At 32.7% G+C, this 21,740-nt stretch carries 13 protein-coding genes; 1 reads left to right on the top strand and 12 read right to left on the bottom strand.

What is annotated here, in order from left to right:
* Nucleotides 1–17: 17 nt before the first annotated feature.
* The 3 genes from NQQ59_RS22635 to NQQ59_RS22625 all read right to left on the bottom strand — a co-directional run bounded on the left by NQQ59_RS22635 (nucleotide 18) and on the right by NQQ59_RS22625 (nucleotide 3,300).
* Nucleotides 18–302, bottom strand: coding sequence for a hypothetical protein (locus tag NQQ59_RS22635; RefSeq protein WP_144215216.1), 285 nt, complete (start codon nucleotides 300–302; stop codon nucleotides 18–20).
* A 106-nt stretch (nucleotides 303–408) separates the two neighbouring features.
* Nucleotides 409–1,686, bottom strand: coding sequence for a MutS-related protein (locus tag NQQ59_RS22630; protein WP_144215217.1), 1,278 nt, complete (start codon nucleotides 1,684–1,686; stop codon nucleotides 409–411).
* 138 nt (nucleotides 1,687–1,824) lie between these two features.
* Nucleotides 1,825–3,300, bottom strand: a complete 1,476-nt coding sequence (locus tag NQQ59_RS22625) for a serine hydrolase (protein WP_144215218.1) — start codon at nucleotides 3,298–3,300, stop codon at nucleotides 1,825–1,827.
* A gap of 335 nt (nucleotides 3,301–3,635) precedes the next feature.
* Here NQQ59_RS22625 and NQQ59_RS22620 point away from each other — a divergent pair, with 335 nt between their 5' ends.
* Nucleotides 3,636–4,730, top strand: a complete 1,095-nt coding sequence (locus NQQ59_RS22620; protein ID WP_144215219.1) for a Ppx/GppA phosphatase family protein — start codon at nucleotides 3,636–3,638, stop codon at nucleotides 4,728–4,730.
* Nucleotides 4,731–4,803: 73 nt separating this feature from the next.
* Here the strand turns inward: NQQ59_RS22620 and NQQ59_RS22615 are convergent, their stop codons facing one another.
* The 9 genes from NQQ59_RS22615 to NQQ59_RS22575 all read right to left on the bottom strand — a co-directional run bounded on the left by NQQ59_RS22615 (nucleotide 4,804) and on the right by NQQ59_RS22575 (nucleotide 21,581).
* Nucleotides 4,804–5,181, bottom strand: a complete 378-nt coding sequence (locus NQQ59_RS22615) for a hypothetical protein (RefSeq protein WP_257698437.1) — start codon at nucleotides 5,179–5,181, stop codon at nucleotides 4,804–4,806.
* A 123-nt stretch (nucleotides 5,182–5,304) separates the two neighbouring features.
* Nucleotides 5,305–6,228: a hypothetical protein gene (locus NQQ59_RS22610; RefSeq protein ID WP_144215221.1), complete on the bottom strand. Its 924-nt coding sequence runs from the start codon at nucleotides 6,226–6,228 to the stop codon at nucleotides 5,305–5,307.
* 143 nt (nucleotides 6,229–6,371) lie between these two features.
* Nucleotides 6,372–6,677, bottom strand: a complete 306-nt coding sequence (locus NQQ59_RS22605) for a hypothetical protein (protein ID WP_144215222.1) — start codon at nucleotides 6,675–6,677, stop codon at nucleotides 6,372–6,374.
* 424 nt (nucleotides 6,678–7,101) lie between these two features.
* Entirely contained in the window at nucleotides 7,102–7,605 is a 504-nt protein-coding gene (locus tag NQQ59_RS22600) for a hypothetical protein (protein WP_144215223.1), read from the bottom strand.
* The gene (locus NQQ59_RS22595) at nucleotides 7,592–17,431 is read right to left on the bottom strand and encodes a SpvB/TcaC N-terminal domain-containing protein (protein ID WP_144215224.1); all 9,840 of its coding nucleotides are present in this window, start codon (nucleotides 17,429–17,431) and stop codon (nucleotides 7,592–7,594) included. Before NQQ59_RS22595 ends, NQQ59_RS22600 begins: the two co-directional genes overlap by 14 nt.
* 72 nt (nucleotides 17,432–17,503) lie before the next feature.
* On the bottom strand, nucleotides 17,504–19,471 hold the full coding sequence (locus NQQ59_RS22590; RefSeq protein WP_257698436.1) for a T9SS type A sorting domain-containing protein: 1,968 nt from the start codon (nucleotides 19,469–19,471) through the stop codon (nucleotides 17,504–17,506).
* Between the two features lie 30 nt (nucleotides 19,472–19,501).
* Entirely contained in the window at nucleotides 19,502–20,233 is a 732-nt protein-coding gene (locus NQQ59_RS22585; protein ID WP_144215226.1) for an outer membrane beta-barrel protein, read from the bottom strand.
* An 11-nt stretch (nucleotides 20,234–20,244) separates the two neighbouring features.
* Nucleotides 20,245–20,946: an outer membrane beta-barrel protein gene (locus NQQ59_RS22580; protein WP_144215227.1), complete on the bottom strand. Its 702-nt coding sequence runs from the start codon at nucleotides 20,944–20,946 to the stop codon at nucleotides 20,245–20,247.
* A gap of 176 nt (nucleotides 20,947–21,122) precedes the next feature.
* Nucleotides 21,123–21,581: an Lrp/AsnC family transcriptional regulator gene (locus tag NQQ59_RS22575; RefSeq protein ID WP_144215228.1), complete on the bottom strand. Its 459-nt coding sequence runs from the start codon at nucleotides 21,579–21,581 to the stop codon at nucleotides 21,123–21,125.
* Between the last annotated feature and the right edge of the window lie 159 nt (nucleotides 21,582–21,740).

Genomic DNA, 21,740 nt, shown 5'->3' with positions numbered 1-21,740 from the left:
GTCACTTTTGAGCTCAATCAAAAGTCAATGCATTCAGCAAGTAGATCAATATCGTTAATACCTCCATGCGCAAGACAAACTCCATCCCGCCAAAAATCGGACAAATAAAGCTTTTTTTCTGACGCAATATAAATTTGCGAAAACTTATTGTCTTTCTCGATTCGGGCATTCGCTCCAGGAAAATAATTATCCTCATTCTCGTTAAAAACCCTTAATTCAGATCCAATTTTATCAAATGCAAAATTTAAAGCAGAAATTAGTCCACCAGCTATTTCAATTTCTGGATAAAGTTTTTTTATCATCGTTGTAGTTCTTTAAATTATGCTGAGCTCTGTAATAGCTACTGCCGGCAATTATTTATCCTAGTTCTTAGAGCAAATTTCAAATACGATTAGATTCAGAAATAAGTTATTTATCAATTAGTTTTGAAACATTCAAGAGTTCATTCAATCCAACTTTATCAAATAAAACGCGGCCTACTTTAATATCTGACCATCCTTTTTTCAGTTTATAAGTAAAAGTAGGTACGTTATTGATCAATTCGCAATCCAGATAAAATGTAGAGATTTTATCATTTGTAAACTCTTTTAATTCCTGAATATGCGTAGAAATAAAAAAATAGGAATTTGTATACTTACTAAGGCCATTTATCGTTGTTTTGCAAATTTCTAAAGCGTCTTCGACATTTGTTCCGCTAAAAAGTTCGTCAAATACGGCAAAACTTCTGTTTCCTTCTGCTGCATTTAGCACAACATCTTTAAGATTCATTATTTCTGTCATAAAATGACTGTATCCGTTTAAAATAGCATCGCGTTTATTAATTCCAATTGAAAAATCATTACAAAAGGGAATTACAGCTTTTGATGCCGGAATAGCAAGTCCGAGATTTCCTAAATAGACACACAAACTAATAGATTTAAGAAAAGTTGACTTCCCAGACATATTGGGTCCATTCAATACAATCACATTACTGAAAGCCGTAAAGTCATTCTTAACTGGATTTTTGACTAAAGGATGAAAAAAATCATTTAAACTTATTTCGCTTTCTTTAAAAGTCGGAAAAGTGAAGTTTCTATTTTTAATCGCCAAGCTGATAGAACAATAGGATTCGAATAAAAACAAATCTTCCCAAAATGTTTCGATTTTTCCTTCTTCCTTTAGCTTCAAAATTTTATGGGTTAATTCTTTAAGATGTTTTCTTTTTAAACGTTTTTCTCTTATCATAAACTCATAATGTCTCAATTCAAAAAACGAAAGAAAAGACAATACTCTGTTTAAATCCTTTCTATAAATTTCAGGAAAATTTATGAGATTAATTCGCGAGAAATAGACCGATTCCAGCCTGTGAAAAAACAACACCATTTGATGCAGTTTGTTATTCAAAAGAATTTCATCAGGACTGGGACCTGAAAACAGAAAACGAGAACTTTTAGAATTTACTTCGCTAAAATTATTTAAGAAAAAATGAACCTCATTTAAATACAAAACGGTATACGAATAACTCTCCAAAACCTTCATATTGGCCATAAAAGCCTTGAGAATATTTTGTCTTTCTGCAATTTTATCCTCACTTTTTAAAGGAGTTTGCAATAAATAAAGAATCTTATTTTTGGTGAAAGAATTTAAAGAATAATCAAATACAGGCAATATCTCATTTTTAATATTTAAATCTTGAATGTTATTCATCTTTAATATTTTAATAAATTAATTTTTAATAGCTGTTGTAGCGATTACTCCAATTACAAAAAATTAAAAACTGTACAAATTCAAAGACATTTGCGCAGTTTTTTTTATGATACTTTCTGAAAACGGATACTATCTTATTTAAAGAAGTTGCTTTAATACTTTTTTACCGTTTTCATTAGTTGGATCTAATTCAATAGATTTTTTATACATTTTAATCGCATCTTCTTTTTTGTCAACTTGAAGTAATGCCTCTCCGTAACTATCATATATGTTGGAACTATTTGGAAAAAGCAAAGTGGCTGAAGCAAAAGTTAATAGAGAATTATCTGTTTTTTGACTTCTAAGAAATTGATATCCCAATCTATTAAAATCTCTTTCTGTTGCTTCATAACTATTTGGATTTTTTAAATATTCTTCAATTAACTGATTCGCTTTTTCTTTGCTTCCGCTCTCAAGCAAATTACCATATACTCTCGAAAGATTCTGCACAGGCATTTTATACGGTTTATTATCCATTATTTTAAAAATTTCATTGGCTGTCACAAAAACGGGATTTGCTGCATTAGACAATAAAATAACTGTTTCGTTTTTTGTAATGTTATGCATTAGCATGGAAGTAAGTCCTGTGATAAAACCGTCATGAAAAACTATTTTTTCATTTTCGTTACTATATATTTGGCAGCCCAGTCCATAAGCTATTTCTTTTTCTTCAAAACGATAAGATGCTGTTTTTCCATCATTAAGTTTTGCAGGTGTTAAAGCTTCTTCTAATTCTTTCTTATCTAAAAGTTTGTAACTAAATAATGCTTTTTGATATTTACCTAAATCTAAAGCGGTACTTACGATTCCTCCATTTCCATAAAAATTACTTCTTCTTTCTACGGGAAAAGTAGCTTCTAAATTTTCAATATTCACCAAATCCATCGAATACATATTGGGATAAGTGTACAACTCTGTCTGATTCTGTTCTTTAACTCTTCGATTTTCAGGAAGAAATGAATCTTTCATATTGGCAGGTTTGAAAATATTTTTATCGAGATATTCCCTAAATGCCATTCCTGATATTTTCTCTACTATTAAAGCTGCAAGACAGAAATTAACATTATTATATTCCCATTTATCTCCTGGTGAAAACGAAAGAGGAACTTTTTGATTGATAAATTCGGGTATAATATCCTGATTTGAAATCAGTTTATCTGGCTGGTTCTTCATTACTTCGGTGAACAAATTATAGTACTGCCCGAGTCCAGAAGTATTACTCAGCAAATGTCTGATGGTAACATTAGGATAAGGAAAATCGGGAAGATATTTCTGAACCCTATCATCAATATTTAGTTTCCCTTTCTGTTGGAGCTGAAGTACTGCCGTAGAGGTGAATGTTTTGGATACTGATGCAATTGGAAATCGAGATTTATCACTTATTTTCTCTCTCTTTTCGATATTAGAATATCCATAATAATTAGAAAAAATGTTTTTATCTGATTTGGAAATTAAAACACTGCCGTTGTAAAGATTATTTTTAGCTAATGTGGAAAAGAAATGATTTAGTTCCTGTCCGGAGATAATACTTGTAAACAGTAAAGCACTAAAATAAAGAAATACCTGTTTTTTCATTTTGATTGATTTGATTGATTGTTGATTAATGATTATCAGGCAAGATATGAAATATTTTTACTACAACAAATACAAGCACTTGTCACTAGCTAACTTATACGAGTATTCAGCAAATACAAAATCGCAAATCACCAAGCACCAAAACAAAACTTAACAATTAAATAATATCTTTTTCTGAATAACTGAGTTTATTTTTATAAATGTTTTCATAAATTTGCAATCTTCTAAGGAAAGTCATTTTTTCAAATATAAAATTATGATTTTCACACAAATACCACGAAAAAATATTTTTAAAAACCTACACTCAAAAACAAATCATATTATAATTAAATACAATGCTTAAAAAAAACAAACCCCAAGTTCTATTTTTTATTCTTTTAAATTTATTTTTTAGTATCACCTTATTTGCTCAAAAAAGCGTTTATGCTGGAATTGAAATCGGACGAAGAGCAATCAAAGTCTCGGTTATTGATGTAAATAATATCAAAAAAGCCGATTATAAAATTCTTTCATTCTGGACAGATAGAATTCCGTTTGCTGATCATATTGGTGCAACTGGAGAACTTACTGCAGAGGACATCAACAAAACCAGCGTTATTGTAGTTGACCAATTGAAAAAAATAAGAGCTGAGTATAAAATGCTTGATGAAAACATTTTCATTGTTGCTGCCCCTGTTTTTTCGAATGCGCGCAATCTTGACGTTTTAAAAAAGAAAATCTCTTCACTTACCAATAAAGAACTTGAAGTATTGGAAGTTAACGAAGAAGCAAAAACTTTAGTAAAAGGTGCTATTCCACCGGTTGATTATGCAAATGCTTTCCTTCTTGATATTGGTGCACAAACTACTAAAGGTGGTTATATTGACGAACTTAAAGACAATAAACTAGAGTTTATTCCTTTAGAGCTTGACTTTGGTACAATGACACTTACTGATGCAGTAGAAAAAACAGTGGTAAACAAAAGTCAAATTAATGATATGTCAACGTATCAGGAAAAATCTTTTGATTATAATCCGATTCTTCGTAAGAAAACACAAGCAATGTTTGATGCAAATCCGCTTTTAACGAAAAAAGATAAATTGTATTTATCTGGTGGAGCAGTTTGGGCATTTTCTACTCTTTATTTTGATGAAAACGTAAAAGATCATTATATCGCTTTAACGCTACAAGACGTTATCGATTACGATGCTATTCTGAAAAACAATTTTGGAAAGTTTACCAACCTTGCTAAAACCAACAAAGAAGCGGCAAGAGTTTTAAATACTTACGACCAGAAATACCTTATTTCGGCTAATAATATATTAGTAACTTGTTTAGAAAGTATTCCGAATGCGGCAACAAAGAAAATATACTTTGTAAAAGATGGTCAAGTAACTTGGCTGATGTCTTACATTGCAGATCGTTCTAAAAAAATCAATACTAATTTTTAGAAATCTACTCTTTTCAATATTTACAAAAGCTTCGAAGAAATTCGAAGCTTTTTTGTTTTTAAATTATAATTTACTAATAATCCAAATTGTATTCACTGATCATTAATTCGGGCTTTTTGTTGGAATATTTTATACTTATCGAATCTCCTGTTTGTTTATTCAGTTTCTTTTGCATTCCGTCAGACTCGATATAAACTTTGTCTTCAACTAAATATTTAATTCTGACATGTTTTCCTTTATACAAGGATATTTTGGTTATGATCCCTTTTGTAATCGAATAATCTTTATTAATAAACGCAATCTCGTCAGCTCTTTGATCACTAAGGTATTTCATAAGGCATGCAAAAAAAGCAATTATCCCCAATAAGATCAAAGCTAACTTAAAATAATCTTTACGAGTGGGTTTAATTACTACCTTTTCTTTACTAATTTGATTGCGTTCTTTCTTCACGAAATTTTGTTTGATTCTGTTGTACTAATTTCTTTTTATTCTACTTCTCTTATATTTTAGAAATTGATAAAGGGAGAATCTAAATACTTGAATGATAAAAAAAGTTATTAGAATCAGGCTTTATTATTCAAACAAGTTCATTTTAAGCAAACTATCTATGTAATCATTGCTTGTCTTGCTTAACATATCAAAATAATAAAACGCATGTCTTTTTAAATCATCTCCAAAAATTTCTGAATTATATAATCTCACCATTCCATTTCCTAAAGATTCTTTTTCTGTTCCCCTATCAATACCCCATTCATTTGGCGAAACCCTATTAATTGTTTTTATCGCAAAATAACCTCCAAAATTATATGCTGGTTGATGAAAGTAAGGGTGCCCAAATAAGCCTAAATTATTTTTTTCTATTAATTTAAATTTTCCATTTAGTTTAAAAATAATCAAATTAAAATAAGGCGTCTCCCAATCACCATCCTTCATTTTTTTAATCGTTTTTCCATAATTAACTTCAATTCCTATGAAATATTCATCTTGAAAATGCTTATATCGGACTTGATTTTTACCAGTTTGCAATATTTCATTAAAATTTTCAAATTTTAAATCCAACAAGTGATCATAATAGCTTATCCATCCTTCTATATTGTAAAATGGGTCTTTTAAATATGCTTTAGAGACATCTTCTTCTCTTACAATTTTGTCTTCGAAGCTATTGAAATTAGAAATTTCTTTATATAAATTGTTCTGCTCAATCGACCAGAATCTTTCTTTGGATAAATTCTCAATTTCAAGTTTTGCATCAGTCAATTTTTCTAATATTTTCGGCTCTCCATTTGTACCGTCGGTTGGAGTGTAATTATAAGAGAAATTGTTATCATCATAAAAAACATCTAAATAATCTAATCGTTTTAATATATCATCATTAATATTATTCATATTAACTGGACTTAAAAGAAATGAATATAATGCTCTTTCTAAGTAAGTATTTTTATATTTTTCAATTAATTTTAATGTATCTTCTTTTAGAATATTTATTTGATAATTCATTCTTTTATAATTCAGTTTCTATATTTAAATTTTGCTGAGGCGTCCTGGTAATAGGCACAACCATAAGATGCATAGGCATGAACTGGTTAGCACAGATTGCAAATCTGAGTAATCGTTGCGAAGATATATCAGCATAATCTTCATTACTTTTTCGCAAACATTTTAGTCCCCCACCAAATTAAACCAATTATCATAAGAAAAACTGCGGGATAAAATGACCATAATGCTATTTCATAAAATAGCATTTCAAAATCATATTTATCATTTATTCCTTGAAATAGGGAAAAACTATCTATTAAATAAGCAGCTAATGATACTTCTACAATATACAACAATCCAAAAAGTGTTAGATATTTATAGATTTTTTTTTCTTTTTTTAAATATAGATAGCTTTTAAAAAAAGAAAAAAAAATCAAGAATAAAAGAATTAAGATATAAATACTATTCATAGTAATTAATTTTTTGTTTTTTGTGAATTTTGTACATCTTTTGTTTTTATCTTCTGTAGTTGAAAATTCAAGTTTTCCAATTTTATTTGTCCAATCATTATAATCATACTCTGTTAGTGGAAATTTGTAGTCTATACCTGAAAAGATGAGTAAACGTAAAAGCTTAGCACTTCATAATAAAATAATAAAAAACATCTAAAATCAAACTCATTAAAAACAAAAGAGGTGACCAACGGGTCGCCTCAATTTTAATTATATCTCACTTAAGCTATATTATTTATCAGCTAGTTAAAGTTTTTTTTCACAAAAACACCTAATCTGAAACATTACCCGATCGGATTTTCCACGCTGTCGTTACGTATATCCGAGTGATCGGGATCAAAAAAAAACTCGATGTTAAACAGTTTGAAATTTCAATATCCTATTATTTTTCAAAAAGATATTTATAATTTCCGCAATCCTTTTTTAAATACATTTTTTTATCCGAAATAAAGTTTGTATAACAATATTTATCACATTTAAAATCAAATTTTGCAATACCAATTAATTTATCTTTTTTATAAAAAAGCAAAATATCTTGATAACAATTTAAACATTGATAATTAGGGTAATATTCCCCAGGATTGTGATTAGTAAAAAAATCATCAATCTTCGAAGAAAACTCATTATCAATTTCTCTTTTTACAAACTCAAATTGAGATAGATCTTTATAATTAGTTTTATCATTTTCATTAACAAAATCGGAATAATAAATCTCAAATCTAGCCGTATTATCTGGTGGACCCGGTATTTTATAGTAATCACTGTGATAATATTCTACCTTGTCGTAGAATCTATTTTTAGTCTTATCTCCTACACAACTAAAGAATACACAACATATCAATATAGTTATCATTTCTTTTTTAAAAAATAATTTATTTTTTTTCATTAATTACATTTTTTACATCTTTACTATTCGGTTTCCAATTCCACGGAAATGATTTTATAAGTTTACCGTTTTTATATACATTCCAAGAACCTTTGTTTTTAGTGCCATTTGTAGCAGTTCCCATATATTCTCCATTTTCATTGTAAAGTACATTCCCAGTAGCTCCTACAGTGACTAATCCTGTACTTTTGTTTTCCTCAGATAGCGTTTTTGCAACTGAATTCTCTCCATAAGCGCTTCTACAGCCATGAAGTATTAAAATATGATCTTTTTTAGATAAAAAATCGGTTTTGACATTATTAATTGTAAGCCAATTTTTTAATTCTTGGCTGTTACTTATACCATAATATTTTTTTTCTTTCTCATAAAAAATTGATAAATAAGAATATTCTTTAGAACTAGTTTTTCCATCTGAATACCATCCATGAGAGTAAATATGCGTGGTATTATTCTCTTTTTTCTGGTTTAAAGCATTGTTGTATATTGAGGTATTTGTTCTAATGTGTGACTGTTCATTAATTCTATCTACTCCTCGTGATAAAGGATTTACAACAGTATTTTTATCTGAATTAAATATGGTTCCATTATTTGTAACTTCAGTTTGTTTTCCATTAGGATCAATATATTTTACAGGATTTTGATAACAATATATATAAGGATTTAAATTCCCATTATAGTAAACACCTCCATTATGTTGTCCATCAAAATAAAACTCATCTTCAAATACAGGATTATAAAGTGCCAATGGATCAACAGACAGCCAAAGTGAAGTCTTCATATCCAAATACCTTGCCCCATAATAACTCAAATTAGTCTCTCTATCCAACTCCTTACCATTAAACAAATATGGACTAGAAAAAGAACTTGAATGCTCCTCAAACAAAACCTCTCCAAAAGCAATATACTCCACATGCTGGCTTATGCTTCCATTTTTGTTGGTAATATACGAAGTACTTCCCAAATGATCAGGGTGGAAATAAAAAATATCATTTTCTGGCATCCCTGTTCCTGTAAACCCCTCACCTCCTTTTACAGTTGTCGGTTCTACAGGTGGTCCAAACTGCACAGGCGGTCCCGGAACATCACCTGGTGCATTGAAAATTGGATTTCTTGGCCAGCCTTCCGGTGGTTCCTGATTTTCCTCTACTGGCTTAATTACTTCACTTGGATACGGATCTCCTGTAAATTCTGGTGTTGCGTAAATTCCCTGCTGTGTTGGCGGTCCAGGAGGTAAACCTAAACTTCTCACATAGGTATCTAACGCTTTTTGTTGTTCTGCTGTAAGTTTACCATAATTAACGCCTCCTGCTGTTAATTTTAAAGGTTGGGCAAAAGCTCCGTTACCCAGCTTACTCACAATACGGCCTACGCCTTCAAAATAATGCTTGGTAAATTTTCCTTTGCTTATTACAAAATAGGGAGAAACGTAACCCGTATAATCATCTGTATGTACAATGGTTGCCGCTGTTTCACCATTTATAGCCACATTCTGGGAATCTCCTGAGCTTTTAATTACTCTTTCTCCTCCTGCATCGTATGTATATTGATGAATTCTTCCACCGTCATTTATTCCCATTAAACGGTTTTCTTCGTCCCATGTCATTTTTCTGAAGTTTTTCTCTTCAGTGTAACTCGTTGGATTTCCGTTACCGTCGTAGGTATATTGTCTTGGTTCTGTTTTTCCTGCCTCTACAATTTTATTTGGCGCATTTGGATGCAGTTCATTATCGTAATTATAGTCTAAAACATAGCCTTTCTGTTCGTTGTTTACAACATGCACCAAATCCTTTTTGGTAATATTATGCATTTTGTTGTAACTCATATTCAGCTCGTAATTGGCTTTGGTAAACTCTCCCTGATAAGATGCTTTTGCCGATTTTAAACGGTAGAAATCATCATATTGGTATTCGTGCGAAGAGGTTCCTCCCAATGTATTGTTTACAATTGGAGCGGTGTTTTTTATACTCAAAACATTCCCTACCAAATCATATCCATAAGCATTGTTCATGACTTGTCTAGAACCGCTTTGCACTTGCAACTGCTGCAATCTCCTCATGACAGGATCGTAGGTATAATTCGTTTCCGTATTATTACCATATTTTAAATACTTGCGCTGTTCAAATTCGTCATAACTCAATTGTTTAATGTAATCGTAGGTATGGCTTTCTTTTTTCCCTTGCATGCTTTGTAAGTTTCCTGCGCGGTTATAGGTATATTCTACCACTTCTCCGTCAGGATAAGTCATTTTCTGGATACGATTCCAGGTATCGTACTCGTATTGCGAGATATAGGTTTGGATATCCGTTGGAGTAATACGAAGTGTTCTAATTTCTTTTTCAACTTCTCCTAATTTTCCATAGAAAAATTCTTGTCCTCCACTGGCATCCTGTACAAACCATAATCTTCCACGACGAGATGGTGTTCCATCTGCTTTTCCATAATTATATTGCACATTATTCTGCGGGTTTTTAGGATATTTTATACTCTCTAAACGGTTGTAATTGTATACGTATTGTATAGCACCTCCATTAGGAACTGTATTTTTAATATCTTGTGTAATACGAGTGACCAAATTACCTGCCAAATCGTACTCCATTTTGCTTGTTCCTGCATCTGGATGCGTAAATTCGATACGTCTTCCAAGCCAATCGTAACTACTTTGAGTAACGTGATCCATGGCATCGGTTACTTTAATCATTTCTCCTAATGCATTAGTATCAAATTTCGTTGTCAAATCGTTTTGCATACTGGCTAAATTCTGTCCTGTAGCATCTACATAAGTCGTATTGGTTTTGTTTAACGCATCAGTTTGGGTTGTTTTTAAAACAGAAAGACCATCATAATTTTCTAATGCAAAAACAACAGTATTGGTACTTCCATCTGGTAATGTTACTTTTATTGGACGGTTTACCTCATCATAGTCCGTTTTAGTTGGTGCAACATTAGAAATAACAGTACTAAAATTATTGTCCATAGTAGTACTGGTAGTAGGGTAGTAACTGCTAATTGTTCTTCCTAAACCATCATAAATTATTTTTCCAGAGATAATGTGTGCTTCTTGATCGGCGCTTCCTGCTGCGGTAAATAAACTAGCCGTTTTCTTTACTTGTAGAGCTCTGCCTAATCCATCAGTATAGGCATAAGTTTCAATGTCTTTATCTAATTCTGGATCATAATTTCTAGTTTTAGCATAGGGCACTTTTGCTTCTGGGAAATACTCGTAAGCAATCGTATACGGTTTACCTGAAGCAATTTCATAAGGCGCACGAATTGTAGCAATACGACCTTTTGCATCCAAAGTGTAATCTGTACTTTGATCGTTACGATCTATTGTTTTGATTGGCACTCCGAAATGGTAATTGTATTCCATTTTGTTTTGGTAACCAAAAGCATCTTTAATTTCCGTCATGTATTGATTGTTTTCGCCATCATATACATATTCTAAAGTCATACGCTGTGCTTTATGATTTTCAGGACCTGTGATTTTCTGCATATTTCCATAAGCATCATAAGCAATATCGGTAATAGCAATCTTATCCGCAGCAGCGTAGTTTTTAATCTGAGTTACTTCTGCCGTCGTTGTATTGATTGTGGTTGCTCTTTTTCGTTTTAAACCTTCTGTAGTAAATACTTCAAGCTGTCTTGGAATTCCACCGTAATAAGGTGTAGTACTTTCGTAATAACTAATTTTTGCGGTTACTTTATCATCAGCAGAACCATTTCCTAAATCTTCATACTGAACAATATTTCCGTTAGCATCGTAAGTATTAAAAGTATTGGTTTCCAGGTAATCGCTTCCTCCTTCGTATACTTTCTGATTCGCATGAATTAAACCAACAAAAATACGTTTGGCATCGCAAGAAGGCAGATTCAATTCTGAAACCGGAACGCTCGCCTGTGTTGCCACATCAACAAAACTATATTCGTTTTCAGATTCCTGACGCATTTTTCCGTTTTTGTCTAAAGTATAACTATGCTTTACAAGATTTTTTCTGAAATAATCCTGATTATAGAATTCCTGAACCGTGGTCATGAAAACGGAATTATCTGCCGCGTCAATCTGTTCCTGAATCACTTTTCCAAAACCGTAAAATTCTCTTTCACGACGATCGTGATAACCGTCTTCATATCTGAATTTTGCAATAGAATGATCAATTCCGTCTCCTGTATGTCCGTCGAATACATCTACAGATTGTAGAACCCATTTTGCAGAAGGATTTTCATAGCTTGGGTTTAGTAATTCGTAATCTACCACGTAGCTGTTTCCTGCGCCGTTGGTAACACTTTTTAATTTGTTAGTTCTTTTGATATTTGAAAGTTGTACAGTAAGATTATTATCATCTCTGGAAACGATGTAATCCAGATTTCCATCACCATCTATATCTGTAAAAGTTCCTTCAGAACGACTCGTGCTCCATCCTTTGCTTTCTCCAATAGTTGGCACTAATCTAAGAGGTAAGAAAGGAATCGGAATCGGAATTTCAAAAGTTATATTTGCACTCATTCCGTAACTAACAGATTTATTCTGTTGCATCTCTGTAGATCTTGGATAATCAACAGGCGCTGCAAAAGAATTCCCCATATTAAGTGATACGAGCATTCTATTGCCCTCGTATTTAATCTTATCCGCCAAACCATCACCATTGATATCCAAAAATGACTCTATTCCATCAGATTCTGATCGCGCATAATTTGCACCTCCTGAGAGAGAGGCTTTTTTTATACTAAAACCTAATCCTAAGCTCCAATCTGTAGAGTTACCTTTATTTATTGAATTTAAGGTATTCCAATTCTCGGCTGGTAAAAATCCATAACCTGTATTCAGAGAGACCTCTCCTGCGCTTGTAATTTTATCAGGTAATCCATCTCCGTTAATATCACTATGAATCATAGTCGATTCGTCTTCACCTGTTCCTACAGAAGCATTGATAGATCCTGCTACTTTTTCTCCAGCCTTTTTTGCTTTATCAACACTTACATCTGATGCTGTTTGTGGTTTTACTTCCGATTTACTGGTTGTTTTAGTATTGGTATTTGCTACTGCTCCGTGGCTGTAACTTCCATCTGTATTAACCCCTTCGGAACTCATTTTAGAATGACTAAAATTATTTCCCAAATCAATTACTTCTTCAGAAATTTTCCCCAAAGGCAAGGTCAGCTGTACATTACTTCCTCTTATATAATCAGGAAAACGATCTCCATTAAAATCGCTCATTGTTTGTGTTACATCAGAGTCACCATCAATAGATTTACTGATCCCAAGACCAGCAGGTCCAACAGAAACTCCTGCAGATATACTTTCACTTTTGCTTACACTGATCATATCAAGAGCGCTTGTGCTTCCTCCTTGTAAATTTGGAAGAGAGAAATCCATGTAATCTGTAACATCGTCTTCTCCTAATCTAGAAGTTCCTATCGTAATATCTTTTATATAAATTCCCTGTTCAAGACCTTCCCATTTAGATTTTGCGTAAGAAGATTGTAAGGAAATAAAATAGGTTTTAGACATTTCATAATCAGTATCTTTATAGCTATCCGGATCCTGATTATTTAGATTGGGTTCAGAGCCATAAGCATCTGATTGCTTCAACTGAGATTCATCGATTGTATCTGATGCCAGATTACCGTTTATAACAAATCCTCCCCATTGACGGTGATGCAATCCTATGGTTTTTTCATCAGAATTTAAAAGACTGTAAATTCCAAAATCGTCTGTTGCACTATTCCATATCACATCATCTGTAAGATCTGCTACATCTTTCAAATCGGTAACCTGAACCTGAATATTTAGCGCATTTGCCTTTGGATAATTTCGAAGGATGTTAATAGATTCAGGATTTGAAATTGTTACCTCAAGCTGAATAGGGATGCCAGCTAATGCTGAAGGATAATCAACTGCATTATCAAAAGCATTAATAACTTCTGTTAAAGATCCTGTTGTTAGTTTATATCGTTTACGAGCTAATAGAGTATTATTTTGTTTCGCCGAAACAATAACGTCTCCATTATAATTATTCAGTGCACCCGGAGGAAAAGCCGTCGCCAAAACTAAATCCTGAGGCAATATATTCAATTTTACTTTTCCACTTACTGTTGAAGTTACGCCTGGAATATCATAATTCCCAGCTCTTTTAGTATACAATAAATGGGATACTTCCATAGGGGTTTCTTCAATTTCTCCTCCTGAAAACACTGGTACAATAACAGTTGGAGCGAACGAAATACTATGCCAGTTAATATTGGTTTGGGTTTCTAATGCAATGCTAACTTGAGTTTCTCTTTCAAATGCAGGCAAGGTTATAGAACTTAGATTAAATGATGCTACCTCATTAGCTAAAAAAGTTTTTTCGAATACTACCACTGGAGCATTGGTCTGATCAAGATATGTTTTTGTAATTCGTAAGGTAATATGATCTGAAGTAACTGGTTTGTTTAAAATTCCTTTTAGAATAATATTTCCTGCTACAGGTATTACTTTACCCGCATTACTACTACTGAAAAAATCAGCACCAGCTTCATACTGAACTAACGAATATAAATTTGCGTCTTTTAATCCTGCTGTTACGGGTACGCTGGATGTTATCTGATTTCCATTGCCATCTCTGTCATATTTTGTTATTTGCGAATAAGTAATAACAGGATTCCAAGTAGCAGTATCAAAACTTCCATCTTTCACAGAACTTACTCTAAAATACAATCTTTCGCCTTTAGCAACTGTAATATTATTATCGGTTTTCGTTTTAAGATCAACATCATTAGGTCCAATAAACTGATTCCATAGTAACTGATTTCCCTTTTGAAAATACAAACGCACTCCATCTGCCTTTTCATCACCAGCATTATTTACATATTCGCTTTGCTTTTTAATTCCTTCGGGACTTAAATCTTTAATTAACTTATATTGATGTGAAACCGTAATAGTTCCCGCAACAGGTGCCTGCCACATTCTTACTACATCATGCAACGGATTTTGTTTCTCTATTTCCTCCTGAGACAATGTAGAAGATCCTGGAATTGTAATAGTACCACCTCCTGCAACAGGAGAAGGAGTTCCCGAACTCGTTCTGTCAAATGTAGGAACACCATCTACCAATCTATTGTAATATACCTGTCCATTTTTTACATAATCAACCAATCCATCACCATTGAAATCCATAAAATAAGATTTCGTTTTATTGGTGCTGCGCAATTTGTCGTATCCAACATTTCCGATACTGATAATGGCATCGACACCCCAATTGAAAGAAGAATTTTTAGAAAGTCCTAAATTGCTAATATTAATTTCCTTAGCCTCACCAAAACCATTCTGACCCGATCCAGCTAAATTTTTACGATAGAAAACACCATTTTTATTTTTAAAAACCTTGTCTGGCAATCCATCCCCATCTAAATCTTCAAGTGTTACTGCTGTTTCTGAATTTCCTATACCGTTTCCACCGTGAGCTCCTATAGTATTACCTTTTAAGCTTCCCATACCAGAACCTAATCCAATACCTATTCTATAATTAATTCCGATATTTTCTCCCTCAGTACTGGTTACCAAAGAGTGTTTTCCTGAATATAATATATCACTAAAAGAAGGAATTGAATTATTCGTTAAGTTATCACTTGGCACATTCCAATTTTGCTCTGGCCCAAAAGGATTATATTTCCCCGAAGCATCACGAACATCATCAAAATAATCCAATGTATTGGTATAGAATAATTTTGACTCCGAATCATATTCTGCAATAGATTCTAATAAAGTCTTTTTAAAAGCACCTTCTTTGTATTTTAATTCATAACTGCGAATCATATCGCCTTTGTAACGAACTTCAATTTTTCGAAGTAACTGATTATTGAGTTGTTTAAAACCTAAACGAGCCGAAACCTGAACATCGGAACGATTGGCTTCTCCTAAATCTGAGTTTTTGACAAAAGTTACATTGTAATTTCCTTTTTGAGAACCAAAACCAGTGTAATACACTTTTTTAATATAGAGTTCTCCATCGCGTTTGTCATATTCATACTCAACTGTATTTCCTTTTAAATCAACCTGAAGACAAAGTGCCCAATGACCAATATTTCCATTTGCATCCTGCAAAACATTATTTGCCGCTAGTCCAGAAGCCGTACCTCCGTAATAACTTGTCATACCACTTTTATCTTTTACTACCCAATAGTAATTTTTAGGCGATGATCCTTTACGAATAATCTGCTGAAAAGCACTTTCTCTTCTTGGATAAAATTGTTTGTCTGAGGTTCTGCCAATCCATTCCGCTCTATGCGAATTCGGAATTAGCGCTTCGCCAGCAATACTATAACTTTCTGTTTCATTGGTTGCATCGTATCTCGGTGCTCCCCAACGTGTCTCAATATTGACAGAAGGCGCCGAAAGATCCCAGCCAGTTCCTGTCCAACTGTGTCCACCATCACTATCGTATTGCATATTAAATGAAGGCTGCATTCCTCCTCTTCCGTTCGGAATGACAATAGAAAATCCTGTACTCATGGTTCCTCTTCCATTGGCTGAAGGAGGAGCGATAGATTGAATTCCAACCAAAGGACTCGCCGCTTTTAAATCTTTGATGCTTGTTGGTGTATAACCTGAAGTTTCAGGAGATTCGGGCATTTTTATAATTCCAGCAATGAAATCGGTAAAATGAGTTGTTTTTACCTTAATTATTCCTTGTTTGATGTCTAAAGAATCTTTCGAAACTTCCTGCCACAAACGTTTGTTTTCATCAAAATAAAATACATTGATGTCTTTTTCGGTATAGCCTTCTGGGATTGTTTTTTTATCGTATGGAAGTGAAAGTGTAACGGCTTTTTCAAAAATAGTTCCGTGTGGTAACAAACGAAAACCAGCATTTACAGCTGTAACGTTTACCATTGCTGAGTTTAAAGGTGCAATATCAATTTTTCGTAAACCACTTACCGAAACTTTGACATTATTTTTTAAAGCTCCGGCAGGAAAAACAGCTGAGAAATCTTTATAATCTAAAACATTTACTGTTTGAAAATCAATCGTCTTTGAAACTTTTTCCTTTGCATTTTCAATTGCTCTGAAATCTGAGACTGCTGAAAAATGGTCAATTTCTAGTTTTTCGTTTACTACAATTCCAGATTTAGTTTCTTTTACAACGGAGATTGATTTTTGGACATTTTTCGCATCCAAAACCAATTCAAATTCCGGTTGATTCACATCTACAGCAATTCCTGCAATAGTCATTTTTTTGATCACCGAAGGAAAATTAGTTCCTTTTATATACAATTTATCTTCTGCTTTTAGAAGTGTCAAGTTTGAAGATTGATCGCCGTTTTTATATACTATTCGTACATTTTTGATTTTATATTCAGTCGAAATTCCTTCTGAAGCCGTAAACAAAAGCACGTTATCTCCTTTTCTCAGAGATTTCTCAGACAACAATTCTGATTGTTTTGTCCAGCCTTTATTGTACGACAAAAATTGTCCTCCAATACTTGGTTGATTGTTTAAACTTCTAGAAATAGAAGCAGCCTGATCATAACCGAATAATTCGTATTCTAGATAAGCGTTCTCATTTTCTACTGGCAGCTCATCGATTTTTAAATGAAAAACATTATCGTACGCATCATCAATATCATCGGCATCTTTAACTCCGATTGTACCTTCTTTTATATCTGCGGTAAATAATTTTGTGGTCTTATTTTCATTTTTAAAAACAACCGTAGAATCAGCAATAGCAACTGTTTTTACTTCAGGTTTGTTTTCAGAAAATAGTGTTGTTATTTTATATTCTCCAATATTAGCTGCAAACAAAAATGCACCTATAAGAAATACCAATATTATAATTCTATTTTTCATAAGCAGGTTAAATCGATTTGAGGTAATCGGTTTATTTTATTTAATTAATCTGAACAAATTTTCTTTGTCAGATTATTTCACAATCACTTTAAAGGTTTTATTTCCAAACTCTGAGCTCACATTTACCAAATACATTCCCGAAGCTTCTTTTATGCTGTCTTCATGCAAATAAGTTTCGATCTGATTGTATTTCTTTTCTTTTAAAAGTGATCCTGTAAGCGAATAAATACGAATGGATGCATCTGTCTTTTTAGGAAACTGCATGGCTATTGCAAATTTCCCGTCAGTAGTTGGATTTGGATATAAAATCAAGATACTCGAATCTGTAATGTCTTTTCCATCAGTCGCAACTGCAATCATTTTAGAAGTTTTACATTCTTGTCCGTTTATCAATCGAAGTTCGTAATTACCAGGTTGATCGATTAATATCTTTGGATTATCATCTATAAAATTGCCTTCATAAAACCATTGATACTGGTAATTTCCAGTTGGTAAATCTTTGCTTGCGTCGAGAGTCAAAGCATTTCCGTCGGTAAGCAAATACTCTGATTTTAGATTAGGAAAAGTTCCTTCTTTGTCGGCCACAAAAACGGTTTCATTGTATAAATTTCCTTTTGCATCTTTAACGATATAATCATAAGTTCCAGATGAGAGCTGTACTCCATTTTTACTTTTTGCAGCTTGGCTCCATTGTTTTACAACGGCTTCGCTTCCTTCTTTTTTAACGGTAACCGTAAAAGGAGCTTCCCCACCTTCAATCGTATAATTCAGTTCACCAGATCCCGAAACTCCGCAAAGTGCCTCCGTAATCCAGACTCTGCTAAACATTTGCGGCGCGACTTTTAGAGTAAATTTCGCAGTTCCCGATTTATGTTTGTTCCAGTCAAAATCTTTCAAAACCAATTTTTCTGAACTTGAAGTACTTGCCAGACGAATGTATTCTGAATCATTTTCATCGTACGTTCCTTTTCCTGAATAATCTACTAAAAGCCAGTAATAAGTGTCTTTGGGCAATGTCCCTTTTACAAATGCAGGATTAAATGTCCAGTCTAAACTTAAATCTGTCGGATTAGCAAAATCCAATTGCCATTCTCTTGAAACACCAATAGGTTCGCCTTGTTCCTGTTTTTTAACTAAAAGATTTTTGCCATTATCGCTCCAAAAAGCAAAATAGTTGTTCGGAATCACATTTGATTTGCTTTTTACTTCAAAAGTCATTAAGCCTTCATCAATCATATTATTACTTTTAAGCTGCAATAATCCGCTGGCGTCATCGCGTCCGACTGCTGTGATTGAAGAAGTAAATCCTTTATGTTTTTCAACATCCCAAATGGTTTCACCCTGGCTGTTTAAGTAGTTTTTGTTATCAAACTGAGAAAGCGAAATACCATATTTTATAGCCAAATAACTGGCTGCTTTTTGCGTTTCTAATCCAGATAAAACACGATTATAAATCAAAATCTCGCTTATACTTCCTTTAAAATCTTCTGGCGGAAGTTTTTCTAATTTTGATTTTTGTCCAATCGTCAGCGAAGATAACTTTGCAACACTATCTGTAACATTTTGCTGAAAGAAATGAATATTGGCTTTGTGCGGTTTTATCTTTTCCTGATAAGACTGATAGGAGTATTTTTTTAAATCGACCAAACGTTTGTTCGTTCCTGCCGAAATTATTTTTTGAGGATCATTGATCGTCCATAAAAACTGTTCTTTCAAACTGTCTTTAACCTTGTAGACCATAAAAAGCGTCTGACGTCTTTTGCTGTTTACACCCAATGGCACAATTAAAGAATCCTGAGCGGTATCAAAAACAATACTCGGATTAAAATTAAAAACAGCTCCATTGTGTTTCTTTGCTGATAGCTTTGCTTCTTTATTGTTTACGAGGCTTTCCCAATAATAATTATCTCCAGCATTTCTAGATTTAATCCAAAAAAAAGGATCTGAAACTGCTCCAGGAAGTACTTTATTCTGAGAAAAAGCAAAATCTGTTGCAAAAAGCGTTATTAAATTTACCAGTAAAAAAATCCTTTTAGTCATAGTGTAAAGTGATTTTTGTGATGAGGTCTGTTAGAAATTGCCTAAATCATCAAAGTCAAATGAATAACCAATAATCAGTGAAATGCTATTGATTTTGTTTTTGTTTTCGCTGTAACGATGCCCGTTTTCTTCTGTCATTAAAGCATCGGTAAGTCCTAATGCATATCTGGCTCCAACAGAGAAATTAGAACTAAATTCATATCCTGCAGATAAGACTCCGTAGAAATAATTTTTACCCGTAAAAGATTCTTTTAAAACCTTTTGAACATTCGCATCCGGCTCAAAATAAACTCCTGAATTCCCGAATATTTCTTGAGCATTTGAACTATACTTTATATTATCACTTGCAATATTAAAACCAACATAAGGACCAGCTCCAATATAAAATCCTTCTGTTGGATAAAATTTAAACTGAGCTCCAACATTAATGTAACTATAACCAAAAGTCATTTTATATTTAAGTCCTTTTGCATCTTCATAATTCAAATCGGTTCCCTGACCCGAATACGATATTTCTGTCTGAATAGCCACTTTTGCATAAGGATATTTCCAATTGATGAAAAATCCTCCGGTACCTCCAAACTTCCCTTCGTCTTTTAAAGTATAATTTTCATAAATACCTTTTGGCACTATCGCATCTGGAAGATTAGACATTTTAGAAAATATTCCACCACCAAAAATACCATACGTAATTTCGCGGTCGCCTTGTGCCAATACAGATTTTGTGCTTACTAATAAAAGAAGCAAAATAAGTTTTTTCATTTTTTTATAAATTACCATTGATGAAAACTATAGCCTAACGAAAAGCAAAAAACACTGCTTTTGTTTTGATTTTCGATAAACTGAAAAGAAGATGCATTACTCTTAATCATATCTTTTACGCCCAAATAATAGCGAAAGTCAAAGTGAACGCTTTTATGAAGCTCGTAGCCTAATGCAAAACATAACGAAAAATCATCAGCACCATCAAGACCATCTTTATAGAACTGTCTCGTGGCTACATCGTACATTCCGCCAGCTTCGTTGGAAGTATATGTAATATCATTTGGAGATAAATTGATTCCGTAGAAGGCTCCAATTCCGAAATTCAAACCTTCGTATGGATAGACTTTATACAAAGCTCCAATCTGCAGAAAAGAATAATTGATTCCAAGTTCAAACTCTTTTCCAACCGTATCGTGGTACTGAACTGTTTCTCCAGATTGTCGGAATAAGATTTCCGGCTGAATCGCAACGCGCGTATCGTGAAGTTTAAAATTTAAAAAGAAACCACCTTCAAGACCATATTTGCCTTTGCTTTCCATAACACTATTATCAAAAGTGTTATCACGGCCTTTAATGCTTTCGGGAAGATTACTAAATGTAGAATGTAATACCCCAAATTTTAGTCCATAGGTGATATTGGTTTCGTTTTGGCTGTAAAGTGTGGCATTAAAAAAACAACAAAATATTATTAAGTGTAATATTACTTTCATTCAAAAAATTTTTGCGAATATATGTATTAATTATACATAAATCTTAAAAATAATCGACAAAAAGTATAAAAAAGCCGTCCAATAGCAATATTTCATTTAAAACCTCAAAAAACAAGATTATCTTCAAAAAATATTCTTTAATTTAATTTATGAAAAATAAACTTATAAAAGCGTATTTAAAAATGTAATTTGGTAGATTGCTTGATGTAACTCATAACAAAAGAACTTTGTACTTTACTAATATTAGGAATGTTGGAAAGCTTTCGGATAAAATCATTAAAAGCTTCAGGATCTTTGACCACAACTTTCAAAACATAATCAAAAATTCCGCCTGTTACATAACCTTCCACAACCTCATCAAGTGCCGATACTTGTCTTGAAAATTCTTCAACCAATTCTAAACGCTGACTGTTAAGTGAAAGATTGATAATCACCGTAAAATTTAAGCCTACTTTTTTAGGATCAATAATCGCGACATAATCTTTGATGTATCCTTCGTTTTCTAGTTTTTTAATTCTATCGTAAACAGAAGTTCTCGACATGTTGAGTCTTTCTGTCAAATCTGTAATATCGAATCGGGCGTTTTCCTGTAAGATTCTGAGTAGTTCTATTTCTTGTTTGCTTAATTCTTGCATCGGATTTTTTCCAGTTAAAGTATAAAAAACAATTCAATTTAGGACAAAAATCTAAAAATATTTCATTTTAAAGGATTAAATACATATTTAAATTAAAAATTTCGTTCATTATACTACAATAAATACTTTTGACGGAACAAAACATATTTTTAGCATACA

This window comes from Flavobacterium panacis (assembly GCF_024649945.1).
GTDB lineage: Bacteria > Bacteroidota > Bacteroidia > Flavobacteriales > Flavobacteriaceae > Flavobacterium > Flavobacterium panacis.
This window is presented reverse-complemented; position numbering and strand designations above follow the sequence as displayed.